24 protein-coding genes are annotated in these 22,326 nt (G+C 39.9%); 5 read left to right on the top strand and 19 right to left on the bottom strand.

The genetic code is table 11. From position 1 onward, the window contains the following. Positions 1-7 precede the first annotated feature (7 nt). The 5 genes from QLQ22_RS07925 to QLQ22_RS07905 all read right to left on the bottom strand — a co-directional run bounded on the left by QLQ22_RS07925 (position 8) and on the right by QLQ22_RS07905 (position 3,614). A complete protein-coding gene (locus tag QLQ22_RS07925) occupies positions 8-1,174 on the bottom strand; it encodes an LLM class flavin-dependent oxidoreductase (protein ID WP_223440950.1) in 1,167 nt (388 codons plus the stop codon). A 110-nt stretch (positions 1,175-1,284) separates the two neighbouring features. Beyond that, complete coding sequence (locus QLQ22_RS07920; protein WP_223440946.1) at positions 1,285-1,443, bottom strand: YezD family protein; 159 nt, start codon at positions 1,441-1,443, stop codon at positions 1,285-1,287. Positions 1,444-1,466: 23 nt separating this feature from the next. Beyond that, a complete protein-coding gene (ssuE, locus tag QLQ22_RS07915) occupies positions 1,467-2,021 on the bottom strand; it encodes an NADPH-dependent FMN reductase (RefSeq protein WP_284016395.1) in 555 nt (184 codons plus the stop codon). A gap of 220 nt (positions 2,022-2,241) precedes the next feature. Further along, complete coding sequence (locus QLQ22_RS07910; RefSeq protein WP_223440937.1) at positions 2,242-2,640, bottom strand: peptidoglycan-binding domain-containing protein; 399 nt, start codon at positions 2,638-2,640, stop codon at positions 2,242-2,244. 281 nt (positions 2,641-2,921) lie between these two features. Next, positions 2,922-3,614, bottom strand: coding sequence for an aspartate/glutamate racemase family protein (locus QLQ22_RS07905; protein ID WP_284016394.1), 693 nt, complete (start codon positions 3,612-3,614; stop codon positions 2,922-2,924). A gap of 487 nt (positions 3,615-4,101) precedes the next feature. On the opposite strand from QLQ22_RS07905, the gene QLQ22_RS07900 reads away from it, so the two are divergent. Beyond that, entirely contained in the window at positions 4,102-4,539 is a 438-nt protein-coding gene (locus tag QLQ22_RS07900; RefSeq protein ID WP_223440931.1) for an SgcJ/EcaC family oxidoreductase, read from the top strand. A gap of 41 nt (positions 4,540-4,580) precedes the next feature. Then, positions 4,581-4,937, top strand: a complete 357-nt coding sequence (locus tag QLQ22_RS07895; protein ID WP_252208414.1) for a VOC family protein — start codon at positions 4,581-4,583, stop codon at positions 4,935-4,937. Positions 4,938-5,140: 203 nt separating this feature from the next. Here the strand turns inward: QLQ22_RS07895 and QLQ22_RS07890 are convergent, their stop codons facing one another. The 5 genes from QLQ22_RS07890 to QLQ22_RS07870 all read right to left on the bottom strand — a co-directional run bounded on the left by QLQ22_RS07890 (position 5,141) and on the right by QLQ22_RS07870 (position 8,442). Further along, positions 5,141-5,644 carry an RNA polymerase sigma factor gene (locus QLQ22_RS07890; protein ID WP_223440926.1) on the bottom strand — a complete coding sequence of 168 codons (504 nt, stop codon included), beginning with the start codon at positions 5,642-5,644 and terminating at the stop codon, positions 5,141-5,143. Positions 5,645-6,021: 377 nt separating this feature from the next. Beyond that, the gene (locus QLQ22_RS07885; protein WP_223440924.1) at positions 6,022-6,399 is read right to left on the bottom strand and encodes a nuclear transport factor 2 family protein; all 378 of its coding nucleotides are present in this window, start codon (positions 6,397-6,399) and stop codon (positions 6,022-6,024) included. A gap of 165 nt (positions 6,400-6,564) precedes the next feature. After that, positions 6,565-7,014, bottom strand: coding sequence for a GNAT family N-acetyltransferase (locus QLQ22_RS07880; protein ID WP_284016393.1), 450 nt, complete (start codon positions 7,012-7,014; stop codon positions 6,565-6,567). A 120-nt stretch (positions 7,015-7,134) separates the two neighbouring features. Next, a complete protein-coding gene (gene clpP / locus QLQ22_RS07875) occupies positions 7,135-7,716 on the bottom strand; it encodes an ATP-dependent Clp endopeptidase proteolytic subunit ClpP (protein ID WP_284016392.1) in 582 nt (193 codons plus the stop codon). Positions 7,717-7,746: 30 nt separating this feature from the next. Next, positions 7,747-8,442: a sigma-70 family RNA polymerase sigma factor gene (locus tag QLQ22_RS07870; RefSeq protein WP_284016391.1), complete on the bottom strand. Its 696-nt coding sequence runs from the start codon at positions 8,440-8,442 to the stop codon at positions 7,747-7,749. Positions 8,443-8,951: 509 nt separating this feature from the next. Here QLQ22_RS07870 and map point away from each other — a divergent pair. Then, positions 8,952-9,692, top strand: a complete 741-nt coding sequence (gene map, locus QLQ22_RS07865; protein ID WP_284016390.1) for a type I methionyl aminopeptidase — start codon at positions 8,952-8,954, stop codon at positions 9,690-9,692. Between the two features lie 351 nt (positions 9,693-10,043). Here the strand turns inward: map and QLQ22_RS07860 are convergent, their stop codons facing one another. Further along, the gene (locus tag QLQ22_RS07860; protein ID WP_223440909.1) at positions 10,044-10,553 is read right to left on the bottom strand and encodes a DinB family protein; all 510 of its coding nucleotides are present in this window, start codon (positions 10,551-10,553) and stop codon (positions 10,044-10,046) included. 728 nt (positions 10,554-11,281) lie between these two features. On the opposite strand from QLQ22_RS07860, the gene QLQ22_RS07855 reads away from it, so the two are divergent. Continuing rightward, positions 11,282-12,706 carry a cell wall-binding repeat-containing protein gene (locus QLQ22_RS07855; protein WP_284016389.1) on the top strand — a complete coding sequence of 475 codons (1,425 nt, stop codon included), beginning with the start codon at positions 11,282-11,284 and terminating at the stop codon, positions 12,704-12,706. A gap of 442 nt (positions 12,707-13,148) precedes the next feature. On the opposite strand, the gene QLQ22_RS07850 is transcribed toward QLQ22_RS07855, so the two are convergent. Further along, a complete protein-coding gene (locus QLQ22_RS07850) occupies positions 13,149-14,456 on the bottom strand; it encodes an MFS transporter (protein ID WP_223440904.1) in 1,308 nt (435 codons plus the stop codon). Between the two features lie 83 nt (positions 14,457-14,539). Beyond that, the gene (locus QLQ22_RS07845) at positions 14,540-16,114 is read right to left on the bottom strand and encodes an AMP-binding protein (protein WP_252208407.1); all 1,575 of its coding nucleotides are present in this window, start codon (positions 16,112-16,114) and stop codon (positions 14,540-14,542) included. 256 nt (positions 16,115-16,370) lie between these two features. On the opposite strand from QLQ22_RS07845, the gene QLQ22_RS07840 reads away from it, so the two are divergent. Beyond that, positions 16,371-16,970, top strand: coding sequence for a TetR/AcrR family transcriptional regulator (locus QLQ22_RS07840; RefSeq protein ID WP_284016388.1), 600 nt, complete (start codon positions 16,371-16,373; stop codon positions 16,968-16,970). 197 nt (positions 16,971-17,167) lie between these two features. Here the strand turns inward: QLQ22_RS07840 and QLQ22_RS07835 are convergent, their stop codons facing one another. Genes QLQ22_RS07835 through QLQ22_RS07810 form a run of 6 tightly spaced genes read right to left on the bottom strand, consistent with a single transcriptional unit; the run spans position 17,168 to position 22,313 of the window. Then, complete coding sequence (locus tag QLQ22_RS07835; protein ID WP_252208405.1) at positions 17,168-18,025, bottom strand: PHP domain-containing protein; 858 nt, start codon at positions 18,023-18,025, stop codon at positions 17,168-17,170. A gap of 20 nt (positions 18,026-18,045) precedes the next feature. Beyond that, positions 18,046-18,759, bottom strand: a complete 714-nt coding sequence (gene phnL, locus QLQ22_RS07830) for a phosphonate C-P lyase system protein PhnL (protein WP_223440900.1) — start codon at positions 18,757-18,759, stop codon at positions 18,046-18,048. A gap of 25 nt (positions 18,760-18,784) precedes the next feature. Beyond that, a complete protein-coding gene (locus QLQ22_RS07825) occupies positions 18,785-19,390 on the bottom strand; it encodes a DapH/DapD/GlmU-related protein (RefSeq protein WP_223440898.1) in 606 nt (201 codons plus the stop codon). A 13-nt stretch (positions 19,391-19,403) separates the two neighbouring features. Next, positions 19,404-20,585: an alpha-D-ribose 1-methylphosphonate 5-triphosphate diphosphatase gene (locus tag QLQ22_RS07820; RefSeq protein ID WP_252208404.1), complete on the bottom strand. Its 1,182-nt coding sequence runs from the start codon at positions 20,583-20,585 to the stop codon at positions 19,404-19,406. 19 nt (positions 20,586-20,604) lie between these two features. Then, positions 20,605-21,456 carry an ATP-binding cassette domain-containing protein gene (locus QLQ22_RS07815; protein ID WP_252208403.1) on the bottom strand — a complete coding sequence of 284 codons (852 nt, stop codon included), beginning with the start codon at positions 21,454-21,456 and terminating at the stop codon, positions 20,605-20,607. Further along, the gene (locus tag QLQ22_RS07810) at positions 21,453-22,313 is read right to left on the bottom strand and encodes an alpha-D-ribose 1-methylphosphonate 5-phosphate C-P-lyase PhnJ (protein WP_223440895.1); all 861 of its coding nucleotides are present in this window, start codon (positions 22,311-22,313) and stop codon (positions 21,453-21,455) included. The genes QLQ22_RS07815 and QLQ22_RS07810 overlap by 4 nt, the downstream gene beginning before the upstream one ends. Positions 22,314-22,326 lie beyond the last annotated feature (13 nt).

Raw genomic sequence — 22,326 nt, 5'->3', positions numbered from 1 at the left:
CCTTTCTTTACGCTTTTACTTTCAGCTTTTCTTTGACAAGCGGCAAAAGCAGTTTCCCGGTAATCTCTGCTTCCTCCAGATTAGGATATCCGGATAAAATAAAGGAAGAAATGCCGAGATCTGCATATTCAAGTATGCGGTCAGACACTTGTTCCGGAGTGCCAACAAGCAGCAGTGAGCCCCCGCCTCTGACTGAAGAAAGACCGGTCCATAAATTAGGCCCTGCAAAATAATCCTGATCAGCCGATTGCACTCTCAGCTGATTCTGTCTCTTCTGATTCGTTGCATCTGTTCTCGTGAAGCGCTGATTGGATTGATCAACTGCGCGCTGGTCCACTTTGCTGATAATTTCCCATGCAGCTCGGTACGCCTCCTCCTCCGTTTCCCTAACCAGAACCTGAGCCCTAAGTCCATACCGAAGCCGGCGGTTCAAGCCTTTTTCTTCATTCACCTTTTTCACCAGACTTTCTGCCTCATCTATTTGCTCCTTGATCCAATCAAGGGGTTCGGCCCACATGAGGTATACATCAGCTGTTTCAGCAGCAGTCCGTTTTCCTGCAGGCGAGCTTCCTCCAAAATAAATAGGAGGATGCGGTTTCTGAATGGGTGCAGGCTGACTTTCACCATTTTCAATCGCATAATAGTCTCCTTTGAAAAATAAACCCTTCTCACTGCTTTTGGCATGCGCTGCTAAAAATTCATTACCTTCTGCAGCTATTTGGTTATTCCAGAGTCCTTTTATAACCTGCAAAAATTCAAGTGTTCTGTCGTAGCGTTTGTCATGATGATTGGCCAACGGGTCTCCTGTTGCTTTTAAGTCGTCTGGAGACCCGCCAGTTACGATGTTTATTAAAGCCCTCCCATTGGATAAAACATCCAGAGTTGCCGCCATCCTTGCTGCAGGCACCGGCTCAATCAATCCCGGACGCATAGCTACTAAAGGTTTTAGAATGCTGGTATGAGAGGCAATCATGGAACCTACAATCCAAGCATCCAGGCATGAGCCTCCCGTTGGAATCAGAGCAAACGTAAAACCCGCCGTTTCTGCTTTTTGTGCAACCTCAATCATGTACTCAGCCGTTGATTCTTTCTCAGGCTTCACGCCAATGTATTTCCCGTCGCCAGTTGTAGGTATAAACCATCCAAATTCAACCTCTTTTCCTGTATCACTCACACTCTTTCATCCCTTTCGATTCTTTTTTTCAATAAAAAAAGACACGCTCTACAAGTAGAATTCGTGTCTTCTCCGGATGACCGGTCGAATGACTGTCAGTTAGGCAATTTTCAGCTTTTAACAGGTTTAGTCTTTGAGAATCTGCTCTTTTCCGTGCTGTCAAGCTGCGTAATTTCACCATCGTGAATGGTAATGAGTACAGAGCCGTAATTGATTTTTTTCAGAGCGGTTATAATTTGCTGAACCTTTGTCTCGTTAATAGTAGCCATCCGCTTTTCCTCCCTGTTCTTTTTTACTTCAATTCAGCAGAGCTTCTTAAGTTTGAAACAATTTCTATAAACTGTTTAAATTGAACGGTTACTTTCGACTGAACCTCTTCATCTTTAATTGGGTTTCTGAGGTCAGACTTATCCACAAACTTATCTAAGACATAGACGCCTTTTAATATGGTCTGGGCACTTAAAGCGGCCAGCAGAGGCTTCAATGAATAATCAATCGCAAGCAAATGCGCCCCGCTTCCTCCAACCATCAGAGGAAACACAGGTTTATCCTTTAAAACATCCTGGGGAAGAAGATCCAGCAGGGTTTTTAAAGCCCCAGAATAAGCAGCCTTATAAACGGGCGATACGATAATGACACCGCTTGCCCCCTTTAGTTCCTGTGTAACCTGCAGAATGGACGGATGATCGTAAATGCCGCGGATCAGAACATCAGGCTCAAAATCAAGAACTGAGATTTCTTTTATTTGAATTCCATTCTGCTCAGCTTCCCTCTTCAAGTAGTTTGTCAGAATGGAAGATCTGGATTCTGACGACGGACTTCCCGAAATAGCAACAATATAACTCATGTTTTAACATCCTTTCCTTGATAAGCATAAAGGCTCCAATTCTTGCTTTGAAGCAAGACCTGGAGCCTTCGGTTTTCCGATTAGCAAATCAATTATTTTTTTAATTGTCTGTATTTTATAATACATTAATCCGATAAGTCAACTAGGTTTTTATATTTTTTTTATAAATTTATCCAATAAAAAACGCGTTATCCTTCACAGTGAAGGATAACACGCTTTTTTAGTATCTGGCAGTTGATAAGCAATAATATGTATCCTTGCCCACAATTCCGTCAGCAGCAAGGCCTTTGTCAGCCTGAAAGTCCTTCACTGCCCGTTCTGTCCCGCTTCCGAAGATCCCATCAGCAGCGCCCGGTGAATAGCCAAGGCATGCAAGCGTTCTTTGAATGCTTGCAACATAAGATGATTTGTTGCCTGAATAGCCATTCTTAACGATAAAGGAAGTGCTGAAATCAATAATAGTGTTGCTCAGGACTACTCCGCAAATGGATACTCCAGATTTGACATAGCCTTTGTCCGAGGTATTGATTATCCATTGATACCCTTCTGTTTCCGTTCGTGAACTTCCTGACCATGAACTTCTTCCATTGCATGAATACGCTTTTGCATCTAAAGACATTCTTATTTCCCCCTGAAAAATCGATCATTCAATTCTGCCGACCCGACTTCACATGTCTGATTCCACTATGTATGAGTCCAAGTTTTTAGAACTGTACTATAGGTACGAGTCACTAGACAAGAAGTTTCACTTTTTTCAGGAAAAATGAACCAATTCTTAAAAATCCAAATAAAAAAGCAGAAACTCAAGCTGAACGGTTAGTTAAACAAAAAAAAGCGATTCTTATTTAACCCACTTCATCAGTAAATTATATTAATTATTTAGGTATCTTCATTACTTTGCTATTTCCGTAAGGACATATTTACTGCTTCAAGAGCATGTATATAAGTTGTATCAAACAGAGGAACTTCAGAATTCTCCGGTTTTATCAATAATCCAATTTCTGTACAGCCTAATATAATACCTTCAGCGCCAGTTTCGATTAAACCTCGGATAACCTTTTTATAATAATCCCTTGATTTTTGTTGAACCTTCCCTAAACATAACTCTTCATAAATAACTTTGTTTACGATCTCTCTTTCATTATCATTTGGTACCATAACCTTTATACGATTAGAATCTAAGCGTGATTTGTAAAAGTCTTGCTCCATCGTATATTTTGTGCCAAGTAACCCTACGGAATTAATTCCTTGCTTTTTAATTTGATTAGCTGCTGCATCTGCAATATGCAAAATAGGTATGCTGATTTTTTTCTGTATGTCACCAATAACCTTGTGCATGGTATTGGTACAAATTACGATAAAGTCTGCTCCCCCTTTTTCCAAAGAACGTGCAACATCACCCAATGTTTCACCAGCCTTTTTCCAGTCGCCCTCTGACTGATAACGCTCAATTTCTTCAAAATCAACACTGTATAAAAGGCATCTTGCAGAATGTAACCCTCCTAATCTTCTTTTCACTTCTTCGTTAATAATCCGATAATACTCAACAGATGATTCCCAACTCATTCCACCAATAAGACCAATAACCTTCATGTTAAATCCCCCACCATAATTTTTTTGTTATTTCTTCCCTTTTTCAGCATTAAGCAAGTTTTCAAATAAGCGTCATAACAACTTCTGATAAACTTCGATTTACTAAAGTATAACCCCTTCTCTTATTCCTTAAAAATGGCCCAATACCTGAAAAAGACGCGTTCCTAAATAAACGCGCCAAATTGCAGATATATTGAAATATGTGAAAGAGCTGTAAAAATGTATGAGTAAAGAGTTGCGTTTAATTATTTATAAAGTAAGTCTCATACAGCAAAAGTTGGAAGCAAGTTCATCCATTTGACTGTTAAGATAAGTTTTATCTCCCTTTATAATTGGGATAAATCGTAATATTAACCAAAAAACGGACTGAATGCTGATAAGGTTTCTCTAAAGAACCAGTTATTTACTTAACACAAAGAAAGTATAGAAAGTCCGCATTATAGAAAGAAACCAACAATTCCCAATAAAAATAGGAGGAGGAATGTTAATGTCTGACAAACCCGAAGTTTACAATTCAGAGGATCGGCAGGAAGAAATAAACGCCATCCGGCAAACCATCATCGAGATTGAGGCTGCATTTAATCAACATAATGCAGACGAATTAGATCGTCACTTCACTCAAAACGCCATATGGGTCAATGTGGTCGGTGTGCAGCTATCTGGTTGGAAGCAAATCAATGAAACGCACAAAGTAATCTTGGCAGGACCACTCCGTAACGCATATGCTCGTTATACGGTCGATAGCATTATTTTTGTACGTCCAGATGTGGCTACTGTACACATTCGGCAATATCCGACAACCTCAGAAGGGAAAATAATAGAAAATGGGCAAGGCAGTCTCGCCATTTACGTGATGGTCAAAGAACAGGGAACGTGGATGGTCGCTGCTGGACAGAATACATTAGTCCAAGAAATCCCTCGTTAGCGGGGAGTAAGATATTATCACTAAAAAGAGGAGTGTAACCAATGAAACTAAACCATCTCAATCTCACAGTCACTGACGTTAACGCAGCTCGAGAATTCTTGGAGAAATATTTCGACCTGCAAACCAAGAGCACGCATGGCGATTCATTCGCTGTACTGACCGACGACAACGGGTTATTGCTCGCCTTAATGAAAGGTACTCAGGTCAGCTACCCTAAGAGCTTTCATATAGGATTTTCGCTGGAGAGCGAAGAGCAGGTGAACGAGATCAATCAACGCTTGAAGGATGATGGGTTTGATGTGAAACCCCCGCAAAGGCTGCATGGCTGGACATTCTATGTTAAAGCACCGGGTGGATTTACTGTCGAGGTTCTCTGTAGAATGAGGCACATTCAATAAACCATCTTCCCGAACGTATTTTATCGTATACTGTTCACCTTGATTCAATTGTGAACAAAAGGTCTCAGCTTTGGTTATATCACTATTTTCCTAGATGAAATCCATTTCCGGATAGTCGTCTTTCTAAACACAATGGAAATAGAACTAGACCCTACACCAAAGGAATAAAAAGAGGATGAACTCCCATGAGTTTTCATCCTCTTTTACAGCGCAGCCTTCAATTCCTTTCGTGCTCTATGTATTTTTGTTTTAACAGTCGATAGGTTCAAAGAAAGATACTCTGCAATCTCCTGATCTTTCATTTCCAAAAAAAGTTTTAGGGTCATAATTTCCCTGTAATCGGATTTAAGCGCAGAAACCAGAAGCTTCGTCTTCTCTTTTAACAGCGTATAGTCAATCGTATCCTCTATCTGTTCCCTGCCGTCCGCTATGAGCTGCTCCTCAATCGAGATCTCGTTTCTCTTCTTTCTTAAAAACAAATCAATCGCCGTTCTCCTCGCAATGGCTGAGAGCCAATTTTTCAGCTTCCCGTTTTCAAATATCGTATCCATCTTCAAAAAAGCCTTAAGAAAGGTTTCCTGTGCAATATCCTCAGCTAAATGAGGATCCTTTGTCATCCGCAGTGCAATCCGGTAAATCACCGTATAATAAGTTTGATAAATATCATTAAAAGCAGTCTGTTCCCTTACTATAGCTGCTGGGGGCATGAATGACTCACCCGACTTTCTAGTATTCTCGTTAAATTAACTTTCCATGTCATGATTATATGTCAGCTTATCGCATGTTGAAAGGAAACTTTTTCTTAAGATTTTTTAAAGAAATATTAAGATTTGCCTATAGGCTGCTTTTTTAAGTCGAAAAAGAAATAAACCGCTCTCCTGATGGAGTCGGCAAAGGGAAACGGTTCTACGCTTTTGACTTACTATATAAAAATAATGGTCTAAAAGGTCACAAGTCGCTGGGGGCAGTCAAAACAATGCATTAGATCTATCTGAGCCACCGATTCTGGCCTTTTTCTTATAGGGTCATGATTTTTCTTGGATCAAAATCGGCGATTCCTAGTACACATTTTAAAAGGATTTAATCAGTATCCTTTTTCAACATCATTTACCTGCAAATCGGTTATAGTACCTTGATGGAAAAACAATTGCCACCTGCCGTCGATCAATTTCCAGATTGAGCTGCGAAGTGTATTTCGCTTTCTGGTTTTATCGTTTATAAAATAGGTGGATAATACAACATCCGAAGCTAAAGGATAAATTTCGTAATTATGTAAAGTCATCTCTGTCAACATTACTCCGCTTTCCAGACATTCTTTTTTATCAAACATATAACCAGAACTGCCTATTTCAAAGAAATCATCCGCAAGTATCTTGTTCAGTTTTTCACGGCTTTTCCGCACTTCTAGACTTGTATGGCTTTTCTCTAATTCTTTTAAATGTTCTTTTAGATGTGAGTTCATTATTCTTCCTCCTTTTTATTAAAATGAATCATGATCCGATCGTGGGTATTACATTAAGGTGAGTGTAAACGTCTGCAAGGAAAAAGAATGAGATGTTTGACAAACATTCACCAAAACAAGGAATTATACATATAAGCAATTGTAATGTTAAGTGTGTTGAAAACCTCATATCATTTTCTTCATACAAATGCTGTTTTCCATTCCTATATAAGGTCCGTAATTTGGAATTTCAGAATATCCGGCATTTATATATAAATGAATGGCCTCATGCTGCTTGGTTCCCGTTTCAAGCACGGCGTATGAATACCCTTTTTCATCTCCTGCTTTTTCCAGCTCCCTGATGATTAATTTTGATAACCCTTGTCTTCTATTCTCTTTTCCTACGAAAATACGTTTTAATTCAATCGTTTCACGATCGTATTCTTTGAAGGCGCCGCAGGCCACAGGAACATCGTTTTTGTAAATGACGATAACATCATGGATATGATCCAGTTTATTGTGCTGGTCGTATTGCTGCTGCAGGTCACCGTACCTTTCAATGAGGTCGGAATCTAATAGGTTGACCAGCATTCTAAAATCTTGATTCTTGCCGTTTGTTTTTACTATTTTTAACATTATATAATCGCCTCCATAAAATGAATTTATCTTTAATTTACAATTGGCAATAGGAAAGTTCAATATATTCAAAAAAAAAAGATACATGATCGCCCCATAGGCAGTCATGTATCTCTCTTCTTATCTCGAAACAATAATCTCATCAATAATCCCGTATTCTTTCGCTTCAGCAGCACTCATGTAATAATCACGGTCAGAATCTCTTGCTACTTTTTCAATGGACTGACCTGTGCGTTCAGCGATGATCTTATTGATGTGCTCACGAAGCTTCAGGATGCGGCGGGCGGATATTTCAATTTCAGTGGCCTGGCCGCGTGCACCTCCAAGCGGCTGATGGATCATGATTTCGCTGTTTGGGAGCGCAAACCGCTTTCCTTTGGTTCCAGCTAACAGCAGCATCGCTCCGAATGAAGCGGCCATGCCTGTGCAGATGGTCCTGACATCCGGCTTGATATATTGCATGGTGTCAAAAATTGCGAACCCCGCCGTAATTGATCCACCAGGACTGTTTATATAAATGGATATGTCTTTTTCGTTATCTTCTGCCGCCAAAAACAGGAGCTGGGCGACAACTACGTTTGCTACATGATCATTAATTTCATCACCGATCATGATAATGCGGTCCTTCAATAGGCGCGAGTAAATATCATAGGAACGCTCTCCGCGCCCTGACTGTTCAATGACATATGGAATCGTACTCATTGGAGTTCCTCCTCTTTTCGATTTAGCAGGCTATGCAGCCATGCACAGAGAGGCCGAAGAAGAGAAGCTCGGTAAAGGGCGCACACTTGCAAGTGTGAGCGCAGGGCTGTCAGTACCATCAAATGTAAGAATTTCCGGCAATGCCTGAAGCAAAGGAGATGGGTCCTGAAACTGCAGGGAGGTATACATCAAATCAGAAAGCAGCTCGCGTTCTTCCTCGTCCCAGTAAGAATCAGCCTCATCCTTATCCTTCGCTAACCGTTTCTTTGCACGGAACAAAGCGGATTTAATCGAAGTCTCGGACGTCTCAAGCATTTCTGCAAGCTCTTTGGCCTGATATTGAAATCCTTCTTTCAGGAGAAAAAGAACGGCTTGCTTTGGAGTACACTTCTCCACTAAATGATCAATCATTTCTGAAAGTTCATTCAATCGTGCTGCATGATCCCTTGCACTCAGCTCAGGAAGCTCGCCAAGAGATTCTTTTTTCCTTTTTCGAATCAAATCGACCCAGTGATTGTACGCCATTTTATTCAAAAGGGCAGAACTTATTTTCTCTTGCTCGTATTTAAGAATCGCTTTTAGCATCACATCCTGGGCTACATCTTCCCCGTCATGTTTATTTTGGGTCAGAAACTGGCAATATTGCTGTAATTTTGGGTACTGCTCAAGTATTTCAAACGCTTGCCAATCCTGTTTTTTTATGTCTGACAGCCTGTTACCGTGCATGATCTCACTCCTTTTAAACCTCTCTGCTTTATAAACGAATGAAGGGGGATGAAAAGATACGGGTTCGGTTATATATTTTTATTTTATACAATTTCAATTGGTTTTGACCACTTAGATGAAAAAAACCGGCTCTGTTTTAGTAAGGGGTTCCGTATAAGGAGAGAAAACAGTAGTTAGCATTAAAAATAGCAGGGTAATTCGCATATGTATTCCATTAAATGACAGGATTATGGAGGATTCGATATAATTATATGGTGTGAGATTGTGAAGAAATGTACTTAAACTAAAGGGACAGGTTTTCTCTATAAGAAAAGTGGAAGGTAAATCCAATTAATAGTATAGTCATATGTACTAGATCCTTTTTGTGGTCTATTTCTTGATCGAAGAAAAATTCAAGCTGGGGGTATTGCACCAAATAATTTACATTGCTATTATTTTTCGAGAAAATAAAGGAACAATTAATACTTATATAGTTTATTGATGAAAAAAGATAATGAGGTAGGAAAAAAATGATTGCAAAAACAGAAGAAGATTTTAATGGTTTGAAGGAAATTGGCAAAATTATTGCCTCCATTAGAGATGAATTGGTAAAAAGAACAATTCCTGGCATAACGACCAAAGAACTTGATGATATAGCCGGAGAACTTTTAGAAAAAGCAGGTGCAGTTTCAGCTCCAAAAGGTGAATATGATTTTCCTGGCTATACTTGCATTAGTCTTAATGAAGAAGTGGCACATGGTATTCCGGGTCATCGGGTTATTCATGAAGGGGATCTAGTAAATATAGATGTATCTGCTTCAAAGAACGGTTATTTCGCAGATACAGGAATCTCATTTGTAGTAGGAGAAGGAGAAGAAGTATTAACGAAAATATGCGACGTTGCTAAAAAGGCATTTGAAGCAGGTCTTAAGAAAGCAAAACCCGGTTCCAAAAAAAGCAGAATCGGAAAAGCAGTATTCGAAACAGCGAGACAGCATGGATTCACTGTTATCAAAAACCTTACAGGACATGGTGTTGGACGTAGAATACACGAAGCACCTGACCATATTTGTAATTATAATGATCCATGGGATAATGAACTATTAAAGGAAGGGATGGTTATCGCATTCGAACCATTTATCTCAACCTTTGAAGAAGAAGTATTCCAAAAAGAAGACGGTTGGACCTATGCTACAGAAAAAAGCTATGTAGCTCAATTGGAACATACGATTATCCTTACTAAAAATGGTCCGATTATTGTCACACTTTAATTCAAGCATAGACGGAAAAGACTCGTATTAATATTAGTAGTTCGCTTACCGTGCAGGAAACTTAAATGGAGTAACATATAAATTCGTAACAGTTTTAAAGAATGTTACTCGCATCTATAAAAAGAAGGATTCGATTGGTGTATTCCACATCAACACACTTAAATAAGGGAGTTGCTTTGGCAGCTCTTTTTCTTATGGAGCTAAAGGGGCAGATTAGTTCAATAACGAAAGTTAATTTTTGGTTGTAGATGCGCATTTAAATTTATGTTTCGTTTTACTATACAACTGACAATACACTAGTGGAAAATTGAAGCTAAAAAAGCACTACTCAAAAAGCAGCTCCCTTTGTAACTATTTTTGTTGTTCGAAAAGAAATGCACCATAGTCTGTATTGCAGCCAGTAAATCCAAGTTGTCTTAACATAGCCGTTATATTTCCTCTGTGATAAGTTCCATGATTGACAATGTGCGTAATCATATCATGGTACGAACAATCCAATTGACCAAAAAAGATGGATTCAATTTGATCAAAGTCATTGATTTCATTGAAAGCTTGTCTAAATTCTAAATATAAATCGTCATATAATTTTTGCAAACCAGTAATATCTTGTTTTTGAGCTGATTCTGCTAAAACTATCACTCTTTCCTTCATCTCATCAATATCGGAACTTTCATCCCTTAATATAGTAGAAAGCCATCCGTGATCAACAACGTACATATGAACCAAAGTATCTTTTATTGATGCGAATACGCTAGTAACTTCTTCGGTTGTAACGTTTTGAGGCAATGTTTGCAAATGAGCAAAAACTTTATTATTTGCCCAAATATGATAATCGTAGAATTTTAATGAACTGTTTTTCATTAAATGAAACCTCTCTCTTCATTTATTAAAAGAAGAAGTCACAGTTTTTGGGTCAGTAGGTGATTCTTCCCCTGATTAAATATGTTTCAACCCAGTTCTGTAATTTGTCATAATAAACGCCTCCTATTCGATAATCATAGTACTGGAATCCAATACGCTATGCAAGAAGAGGTTAATTTGCTTTTTATAGTTGGCGTGCATGTTAAACGATTTCTACTGTTTTTCAGCAAACGGGAGAGAATAAGATTGTGTAGGATTGTACTTTAACTAACGGGTAGCGTTAGTTAAAGAAGAATTGTAAGTTGAACAATTTTAGGACTGTGGCCATATTGTAGTTATTCCATTAAAGGGGACGTTAGTTGAATAAAGCAGTGAAATAAAGGAAATACTTCCGTCTGTACTTGCAGCTAAAAAATGCAACTACGAACCTTATAAACCCAGCTGGAGCAGAGCAAACAACGAAAGATACACTTGCTTCGTATACTGACTCAGCTGAAATGTATTACATCATCGGCGGTGAAACTACTTTACCGGAAGACTCAATCCTTTCATTGTCTGAATAGGACCAGCACATGCAGGCCCTGACTTTTGTCAGGGCTTTGTTTATGTCAAAAAAAGTCGAAATAAATAGAGTTATGTATTACCATAAAATAGTAAATAACTATTACATTTGAATGGATTAGGAGTTATAATCTAGTAGATTTAATACATATATTCAGGGGGATACTATGAAAAAAGAATTATTGTTAGCCTGCGGACTCTTTCTTGCACTACCTGTGGGGCAGGGTTTTGCAGAGGGAAAAACAGCATTGGCAGAAAAATGGTCAGTGCATCAGACACATGAAATGAAACTATTTGGATTTAATGAAGATGAAGGAACTTATTATGAAGATGAGCCAAACGATACTTTCGCAAAAGCCACTCCTGTAGAGACTGGGTATTTTTTGTCTGGAAGCAGTCACAACCAGTCTGTTAATAATGGAAAGGATATTGATCTTTATAAATTCACATTAAAAGATGAAGAAGATTATTCTCTCGTTGCATATACTCAGAATCAAAGAGAACAAACACTTAAAATACGTGTACTTTCATCAGATGGAGAAGAAGTAGCAAAGAGCACTTTGTTCAGTGAGGATGGATATGATCTGCAAAGCATTGAGAGCGTTCTTACACCTGGAACCTACTATTTGGAAGTCACGAATTCCTATTCAACTGTTCTTAATGAAAATTATGCAATCTTTCATGATGTTTACGGGTATGGACAATCATTTGAAAGACTCGCCGGCGAAGACCGCTATGAAACATCAGTCAAAATCTCACAGGACGGGTGGTTGGACGGAGAAGCTGAAACGGCTGTCTTAGCGACTGGAGCAAACTTTCCTGATGCCCTCAGTGCAACTCCGCTTGCATACCGCTACGGTGCACCATTGCTGCTGACAAGGCAAGCATCCCTGCCAGCAGTTGTTAAAAATGAGCTTGTTCGTTTAGGCGTATCCAAAGTATTCATCGTTGGAGGCACAAGTGCTGTTTCAGCAGATGTTGAAAACCAGGTTAAGAATATGGGGATTAAAGTAACTAGACTAAGCGGTACTGACAGGTATTCGACTTCTGTGAAAATTGCAGATGAAATTGGAGCAGGTGCGGTTGTAGTTGCAACAGGAGGCAACTTCGCTGATGCTTTATCAATAGCTCCGATTGCTGCTCAATTGGAAATGCCAATTCTTCTTTCTAGGAAAGATTCAGTACCAGGCGCAGTTTCAACCTTTATTAATAATTGGGATGTAGAAAGAAGCTATGTTATCGGAGGAGTTAATGCTATTTCAGATGCGGCTGCGAAAAAACTGCCCGGAGTAAAACGAATCAGCGGTGCAGACCGTTACGCGACAAACAGTAAAATCATTGATACGTTTATTGAAGACATTGATACGTTTTTCACTTATTTCGCAACTGGCACTAATTATCCTGATGCATTAGCAGGATCTGCTCTTGCAGCTCAATATTCCAGTCCTGTCATTTTGACAAATCCGGCTAAAGCGAACATAGCTACCAAAACGACAGTAGAAAAATATATGGACCAAATGTACGTCTACTATATCCTTGGAGGAGAGACAGCTCTTCCACAAAGTGCAATCGATCAATTATTTGCAGAATAGATGGAAAGCGTGGCCTATTGCCACGCTTTTTAAAATGCGTTAATTTTTATCAGCACATCCTTCAATACAACCACTTACCCGACAGCATTCTCTGAATATTCCAGACTGTCTGTGGGCTTACGTTAAAAATCCCAAAAGGTATGATGGAATGCAATATTCAGCAATCGGGGGCATTAGCTGAAGAGTGGAGCTGTCTTTAAGGCGGCATTTTTTAGGACAGAGTCCATATTATTCCATTATAGGGGGGCTATAATGGAATAACTTATTAACTCAGTTCAACAATGAGCTGAGTTTTATTATGCTAAAAAAACACCGCTAAAAGCGGTGCGAATTGGAATTCTAATGCTATTCCCGGTGCTAAATACCGTGTGATTTCAGGTTCCCCCAAAACGGAACCCCTTACTGTTTTAGAGACGGATTTTTTTTTGTTTCATGAATAAAATTAAACATTAAGAGTCTTGTCTGATTCGAACGTATCCACACGATCTTCGTACCGGGAAATTTTCCTGGTATCTGGTGCAAAGATACATAAGACAAGGGAGATAGCTATCCCCGACATCATGAATCCGCCAAAAACCCACGGTGATGGCCCATATGATTCTGCCATTGAGGTCCAAATCATTGGTCCAAATCCCACAATAGCAGCTGCAATCTGATACCCAACTGACAAACCGGTGTATCGAACTTTTGCAGGGAATAACTCAGAGAAAAAGGTTCCTTGAGTTGAAAAAATCGCCGCCCAGATGATGCCGAGCATTGCTGCCTGGAAATAGTACAGCCAGATGGCACCTTCCCCGATCATTGTAAAGTATGGAACCGCAAAGAGGAACATTAGAATTAATCCGCCAATATAGATAACTTTACGGCCTATAAAGTCAGATAGGTACCCAACAGCAGGAATGGTGATAATCATTGTTGCACAGCCTATTGTCAGGGCGGTCAGGGCAATATCGCGTGAGTAACCCAAATAGGACGTTGCAAAGACAAGAACATAGGACATAAGAAATACATTAAAAAATCCGTCACCCAATTTAAGTCCAATCACATGAAAAACGCTTTTCCAGTTGTTGCGGAAGGTCTCTATAATAGGCACCTTTGACAGTTCTCCACTCTCTTTTTGCTGCTGAAAAGCCGGAGTCTCATCTATACCGCTCCTGATCCAAAGTGCCAGAACAATGAGCACAGCGCTGAACAGGAAGGGAATACGCCATCCCCATGCTAAAAATTGAGCATCGGTTGTCATTGAACTTATAAACGTTAGACTGAAGGACCCTGCAACCAAACCTAATGGAACACCTAATTGGGGAATGGAACCGTATAATCCGCGAACCCCTTTAGGAGCATACTCTGTTGCTAAAAGGACTGCTCCACCCCATTCACCGCCAAGGGCAATCCCTTGAAAAATCCTCAGGATCACCAGCAGGATAGGGGCGAGCAACCCGACCTGGGCATAGGTTGGAAGTAAACCAATTAGAAAGGAACTCCCTCCCATACCGATAAGTGTCAGCATAAGTGTAGCCTTTCGCCCAATCTTATCACCCATGTGTCCAAAAATGATACTTCCTATCGGGCGTGCAGCATATCCAGCTCCAAAGGTAGCAAAAGCGATAAGGAGTGATATCGCGGGATCCTGATTTGGAAAAAAGAGAGTTGAAAATACTAATCCAGTTGCCGTACCATATAAATAGAAGTCATACCACTCTATAACCGAACCAGCAAGGCTGGCAAAAAGAACACGGCTTTTTTTCATGCTAATTCCCCCTTATGACATTTACTTAGTCAGATCAAAAACGTTTACATTCGGATAATTTAAAAGCTTTTATAAGAAAACATTTATAAGTGTGCCTTCCCGCTTTCTTTATGTCTCTGCCTTAAAATATGCTTTTGCACTTTTCCAACTGCTGTCCTCGGAAATTCCTTGATAAACTCTATTGAATCTGGAACTTTGAATTTTGCTAAACGTTCACGGCAGTAAGATAGTAACTCTTGCTCAGATCCTGCATAATTTTCTTTTAAAATAACATATGCTTTTATTGCTTCATCACGAATGTCATCGGGTATGCCTATTACTGCAGCCTCGTATACACTTTGATGTTCAGCTAAAATACTTTCAACCTCATTGGCCGCAACATTTTCTCCGGCCCGTTTAATCATATCCTTTTTCCTGTCAACAAAATAAAAATAACCGTCCTCTTCAACCCTTGCATTATCACCCGTGTATAACCAGCCATCCCGCAGTGTTTCTGCAGTTGCCTCAGGATTCTTAAAATACCCTTTCATCAGCGTGCGACCTGAAATTCCTTTAACAATGATTTGACCTGTCTCCTTTATATGTACATCATTCCCATCATCATCCACCACTTTCACCTCATACCCGATCGTCGGTTTACCCATACTCATGTTTTTACGTATTCCATCGATTGGATTCATTAATGGAACGCCTACCGTTTCCGTCATTCCATACATCTGTAACAATGGAACCTTATATTTTTCTTCAAATTTCTTTAATTGTTCCTCCGAGACCATTTGAGCAAACCAGATTATTCTTAATGAATGATTTATGTCATTTGGATCGTAATTTTGTGCAAGAATCATCCTGATTGGTGCAGCAAACAGCGAACCAACTGTCACATTGAGCCTTCTTGCTTGTTTGAAATAACCAGAAGCGCTAAATCGCTCGGTAATGGCGATACTTGCGCCTACCACCAAAGCTGACATTGTCGAATAGTATTGCGCATTTCCGTGAAACAAAGGCAGAACAATGAATTGTCTATCATTCGGAGATAAACGAATTGACTTTGACATCATTTCACCTGTAAAGATGTAATTTGCGTGAGTAACCTGAACCCCTTTAGGTTTAGAAGTCGTTCCAGATGTGTATAACATTGCTGCTGGATCTTCTGAATCTATTTTGACAGTTTTATAATTTGGTTTAGCGTTCTCTATTAACCTATTTAAATTTTGACCTTCAAAATCCTCCCCTTCATAACGGGCTAACAATATTTCTTTAAGTTTCGGCAAGTTTTTACGAATACAATTAATTTTATCCAAGTGTTCCTTCTCAGTAATAATTAGGACTGATTCTGAATGTTCTAAGATATATTCCATTTCGTTTGAAGTGGATAAAGGATTTGTTGGAACCATGATGGCTCCAATGCTGGCCAAAGCAAACCATGAAGTCATGAAATCCAAACTATTAGGAAGGTGCAATGCCACATGATTCCCTTTTTCTACACCAAAATCGTTGAATACTTGACTCAATCGGTTTACACGCTCAGCAAATTCCCCATAAGTAAAGCCATATTTTCGTTCCTCTTTATCTTCAAAAATAAGAAACGTTTTATCACGATGTGCGGCAACTTTCTCATTTAATAAATCCCGCAAGTTTTTATCCCCGACAATATCCATACAAACCCCCTCCTGGTTAAACGCTTTCATTTTATCCGATTTAACAAACCATAGTCAGAAACTATAGTCTTTCATTTATTGTAGAGCAGCTTCCTTCTATCGTCAATTATGTTTTCTGAATTTTTAGAAATATAAATATGTTATGATTTGGGCAAGGTAACATCTAATCAGATTCTAGTTTTTAATGGTAAAATATCTATTAATATTTCTTTTTATTTACCTTTTTTATTACCTTGTTAGCTAAAGGAGAATTATTATGTCACGGTTGACTCCGAGAAAACTGAAAGCACTGCAAACAAAACAAAGAATTTTAGAAACAGCACTGGAGCTTTTTAGTAAAAAGGGATTTGATCATGTAACTGTTGATGAAATAGTCAGTAAAAGCCAAACCTCTAAAGGCGCTTTTTATGTGCATTTTAATTCTAAATACGAAATCTTCCTTGAAAAATTCAAGGAAATCGATGACTTTTATGCGTCTTTTATTCAATCTCTTCCGAGCGGAATATCCTCTCATGAAAAAATACTTCTCTTTACACAATCCCAAATGATTTATCTAAGGGATTCTTTAGGTAAAGATATTATGAGAACAGTTTATATGAGCGGTTTAATTCCGGCACAAGTCAATTACTTCTCCAATACGGATAGAAATCTTTATAAGATTGTCTTTACTTTAGTGAAAGAAGGACAGGAAGCTGGTGAAATCAAAACAGATCTTTCACCAAATGAAATAACGATGTTAATAACGCGGTGCATGCGAGGAACACTATACGATTGGCTATTGTTTGAAGAGAATTACGATCTATTAGATGAAAGCCAAAAATTCATAAGAACGATTTTAGGCGGAATTCAAAAGTGAATGATACTTATAGGAAAATCTTTAAAATGTCTCAGGCTTAACTTTATCCGCTAAGTTCCTTTGTAAGAGGCCGGCTCTTGCAGTTTGGTCCGGCCTCTGAATAAATAGAAACACTTCTCAAATCGTTACATAGCTCTACGAATAAAACTGTTATTCCGCAATGAAAAAAAGATACCCCTCTGGATATCTATCACACATCATAGCTTTAGCATACTTTCTCTTCTCGCAATCAATTTATCAAATTCCACTTGATCCGCTGCAAAAGCTCCAATTTCAGATTGTGTATCACTATAAAAACCGTGAAAATCGGATCCTCCGGTTTGAATCAAGTTAAAGCACTCTGCTAAATGTCCAGCTTTTATTCTGTCTGTTTGATTATGCAGCGGATGGTTGACTTCAATTCCCTCTAAGCCAAGCTGTACCCATTCTTCGACTGCATCAAAGTTGTGAAATTGGCCTGGGTGTGCAAGGACAGGTATTCCGCCTGCCCTTCGAATGGCTTTAATCGCATCTTCTGCTGATACATATTCAATAGGAATATACGCCATTCCTCTCTCTTTTTCATTACGTCCTTTTGAAAACAGCTTTTTGTAAAGCGTGCCATAAATGGAATTTGTGTAGCCCTTTTTCAATAATGCATGCATAATATGCTGTTTATAGACACCTGTTCCGCCTGCAGCAAGCTCCTCGACTTCATCCCACGACAGGTCATAGCCAGCTTCAATTAAAATCCTGACCATCATTTGGGATGCTTTGTTTCTTTGTTCGATTAAAGGCTGACAGAGTTCACTTATTGCTTCATGTCCAGGTGTCACATACAGTCCTAATATGTGGGCGCGATTTCCCCGTGTGAAATCAAATGCCGAAATTTCTATGCCTGGAATAATGGAAACGCCAAGTGCCATTCCGATTTCTGCTGCTTCACTGAGCCCTGAAGTTGTGTCATGATTTGTGATAGCCAAATGCGTAACACCTTTTTGTTCAGCCATTGAAATCACTTCTTCTGTTGTAAATGAACAGTCCGATATCTTTGTATGACAATGCAAATCGATCATTTTTTCTGTCAGCTCCATTCTTAAACGGTCATTTCATCCTTTAATACACCTTGCGTTAAGCTGTATTCACGATCCACCACTGTCTCCATGAAATCAAGATCGTGGAAAATGCCAATCATGCTCGTTCCCTCTGTTTTCAGCTGGAGAATCATTTCCTTAACCGAAATCTTAGATGCATCATCAAGGGAGGCAGTCGGTTCATCGAGCAGCAATAATTTAGGGCGTTTAACCATGGCCTGTGCCAAATTCAGCCGCAGTTTTTCTCCGCCGCTGAATGTGCGGGGGTAAGAATCCCATAAGGAAGATGGAAGGTTGAAATGAGCCAATATGGATTTTGCCTCTGCCGCTGCATGTTCGCTTCCTTTTCCCATTTCCATCAATGCTTCTGCAACAACCTCAATGGCTGTAATCCTTGGCATAACATTTAAAAATTGAGATACATATCCTATCTCATGTTTTCGGATGGCAATCATTTCACGATCGGTCGCTTTCACTAAATCAATGGGTCCAAACTGCTCCGATTTGTAATGGATCGAACCGCCTGTCGGTGCATACGTCCGGTAAATGCTTTTTAGTACAGTTGACTTTCCTGATCCGCTTTTGCCTGTTATTCCGATAAATTCCCCTTCGTTAAGTAAAAAACTGATGCCATTGCAGCCTATAATCTGTTTTTCATTAAATTCATGCATATTAAACGTTTTTTGCAAGTTTTCTACTTTCAATAATTCGTTCATTGTTTTCCTCCTTCTAAGGCGGAGATTACTTGCCATATTTCCGGATAAACCGTTCGACATCATTTAATTCTTCAAAGCGTTCTTCCAATGTAGGGCGATCCCAATTCCACCATGCAATCTCCAGCAGTTTTTCCGCGATTTCTTTTGGAAAGCGTTCTTTAATAGGCTTCGCCGGCACTCCAGCTGCAATCATATAAGGAGGGACATCTTTGGTCACAACAGCCCCAGAACCGATGACTGCACCTGTGCCAATTGATACACCCGGCATGATAATGGCACCATGGCCGATCCATACATCATGGCCAATCGTTACTTTATGATCTTTTCTCCATTCGAAAAACTCCGTGTCGTCAGATTCACCTAAGTCATATAAAACTCTGCGGTAGGTCATGTGATGTTGTGTGACTCTCCACATTGGGTGATTAACCGGATGAATTCTCACATGGGAGGCAATTGAACAATACTTCCCGACCTCTGAATACGTAATTTGAGCATCTCCGGCAGTATAGGTGTAATCACCAATGATAGATTCTTCTATAACAGAGTTTGCTCCTATTTCTGTCCAGGCGCCAAGTGTACTGTCAAGAACCTTTGCACCCTCATGAATGGTTGGTTTTTCTGATAATTTCATTCTTTTTCATCCTTCACATTGGAATTGGGACTGCCGCATGGTGGTGATAATTCATTTGACAGACAACCTGGCCATTTACCATCACCATTTCAAGAACCGGACGCACACCTTCTTCACTGATAAAAATGAGATCGGCAAGCTTTCCTTCTTCAATTGAACCTATTTCCGCATCAATACCCAGCGCTTTCGCTGGATTTAAAGACACCATATTAAAAGCTTGATAGATTGGCATTCCTCCTTTATACAATTTAAAAGCTGCATGCAATAAAGAGGATGGATAATAGTCAGAGCATAGAATATCAACCGCACCAGTCTGAACAGCTTCCAGGGCAGAAACATTATTGCTGTGTGATTTTCCAAGCAGGGCATTTGGCGCACCCATGACAACATAAAGTCCTTCTTCCTTCGCCTTCACAGCTACATCAAGCTCAATCGGAAACTCACTGATGACAGCGTTCCATGATTTAACCAATTCAATTTTCTCAAGTGTATCGTCATCATGAGAAGCAAGGGGGATGTCATATTCTGCTGCAAGCTCTGACAGCTTCGTTAAGATTTCACCGTCTAATTTCGGCAGCAGCTTGCTGTCTTCAATGACCTGCTTTGCTTCTTCCTCTGTAAAATGACGGTGCTCCATTAACAATCGTTTATGAACCTCTAAATCACGAAATTGACCTTGTCCAGGCGTGTGATCCATAAAAGATAACTGATCAATTTTCCCGTCCTTCATCATTCTTTTCACATCTTCAACTGCGACTGTGTTTGTTATTTCATATCTTAAGTGTGTTTTGTGGCGGATCAGCTGTTTTCCGGCAGACAGCCGTTTAATATCATCAATTACCTGAAGCACCGTATCATTTTGACGAATCCATTTTTTTGCATTTTCCTCCATAAGCGATAAAGAGTGATAGATTGTCGTAATACCTTCTCCTGCAAGCTTTTTTTCCAGTTCAAAAAATGAGATTTCTATTGGAAAAGTACTGCTTGGACGAGGTTCCAGCTCTAATTCAATTGCATCGCTGTGGGAATCAACCAAACCTGGGAGAACCCATCTTCCTGCTGCATCAATATCCTCAAGTCCAATCGCTTCCGGTTCTCCTTCAGTAATAGAAGCGATTTTTCCTTCAAGAATTTCAATCGTCCCATTCTCGATGACGTTTTCGGGCGTTACGATTTTTGCATGATAGATTTTCATAGGTCACCTCATCTAATTTTTATAAAAGAGAATGCACAAGCAATTGAGTATAAGGGTGCTCTGGATCTTCTAAGATTTGGTCGGTTAATCCCTGTTCGACAACTCTTCCGCTTTTCATCACAAGCGTCCGGTCAGCAAGCATGCGAATCACGCCAAGATCATGGGATACAACAATCATTGATACGCCAAACTCACGCTGAATGCTGCGGATAAGATCCAAAACTTTTGCCTGTACCGATAAATCCAGGCCAGTTGTCACTTCATCAAGCAAAAGAATGGGAGGATTATTCGCCATCGCTTTTGAAATCTGCACGCGCTGCTGCATGCCGCCGCTGAAATTCTTCGGAAGCTCATCCATCCGGCCGACCGGAATTTCAACATGCAGAAGCAGTTCTGATGCGCGTTCACGAATGTTTCCGACATGGTAGGTCCCTGATGCGATTAATTTTTCTGCAATGTTTCCCCCGCTTGAAAACGACATTTTAAGACCGAGCCATGGATTTTGATAAACCATTCCCATCATGTAATTGCGGATGTACCGTTTCTGCTGGGCAGAGACTGAAAAAATGTTAGCTTTTCCGTCATGGTATGTGGAGATTGTTGCTTCTCCTGAAGTGACAGCATCATCAAAATAGAGGCTCTTAACCAAGGAGCTCTTCCCTGAACCGCTTTCGCCGACGATCCCTAAAATTTCGCCTTGATACAAATCCACATTAACATCTATGCACGCCCAGACACTGCCGCATTTTGGACAGCGGTTGTCATTGTTTTTCAGATCATTCGGTGAATGACAATGAGTGCAGCCTTTCCCAAATCGTTTATTCAGGTTTCTTACTTTTAATAGATGGGTGTCCCCCGATGGCTGGATCATACCTCTAACCCCCTTTCTCCCTGAACCTTTGCACAATGGCCGGTATCTGAACATTGATGCATTTTCTCTCCTGTTTCGCTGTTGTATATTTCATCAAGGAACGTGTCTTTGCTGCCGCATATATAACATGAAAGACCTTCAAAGCGTTCTGTTTCAAAAGGATAATCCTCAAATTCAAGCGGAGCGACATTCGTATAAGGAGGAATGGCATAAATCTTCTTTTCCCTTCCTGCTCCGAAAAGATAGAGGCCATCTGCCTGATGAAGCTTCAGCAAATCATAGCGCGGGATTGGACTTGGATTAAAAATGTAGCGTCCATTCACCAAGCTTGGGTAATCAGCGCCTATCGTAATTTTTCCGTAGTGCACAATATCTTCATATAATCTTAGCCACATTGAGCTGTAGTCCATTTCAGCATGCAGCTTTTTCGTTTCCTGCTCCTTTGCTTCTACTCTTCTCAGCGGTTCAGGAAGCGGCACCTGCAAAACTAATATTTGATCTTCGCGCAGTGGTGTTTCAGGTACTCTGTGTCTGGTTTGAATAATCGTGGCTTCCTCAGAGTCATTGGTAGTTATGACGTTTGAGCAAGATTCAATTAACTTTTTTATGCTGACCGCATTCACGCTGTCATCATGACCTTGATCGATAACCTTCACACAGTCCCTCTCTCCGATTAATGATAATGTAAGCTGCAGTCCGCCTGTTCCCCAGCCTCTGCCGATTGGCAGCTCTCTTGATGCAAAAGGGACCTGATAGCCTGGGATAGCAATGGCTTTCAGTGTGGAACGGCGAATTTCCATTTTTGATCCTTCGTCTAAAAAAGCATAATTGTATGCTTGCTTTAACTGCTGTTTCATGATTAACACTCCT

Origin of the sequence: Metabacillus hrfriensis, assembly GCF_030127205.1 — a bacterium.
Classification (GTDB): Bacteria; Bacillota; Bacilli; order Bacillales; family Bacillaceae; genus Bacillus_P; species Bacillus_P dongyingensis.
The sequence above is the reverse complement of the archived record's forward strand: the minus strand, read 5'-3'. Positions and strand labels throughout refer to the sequence as shown.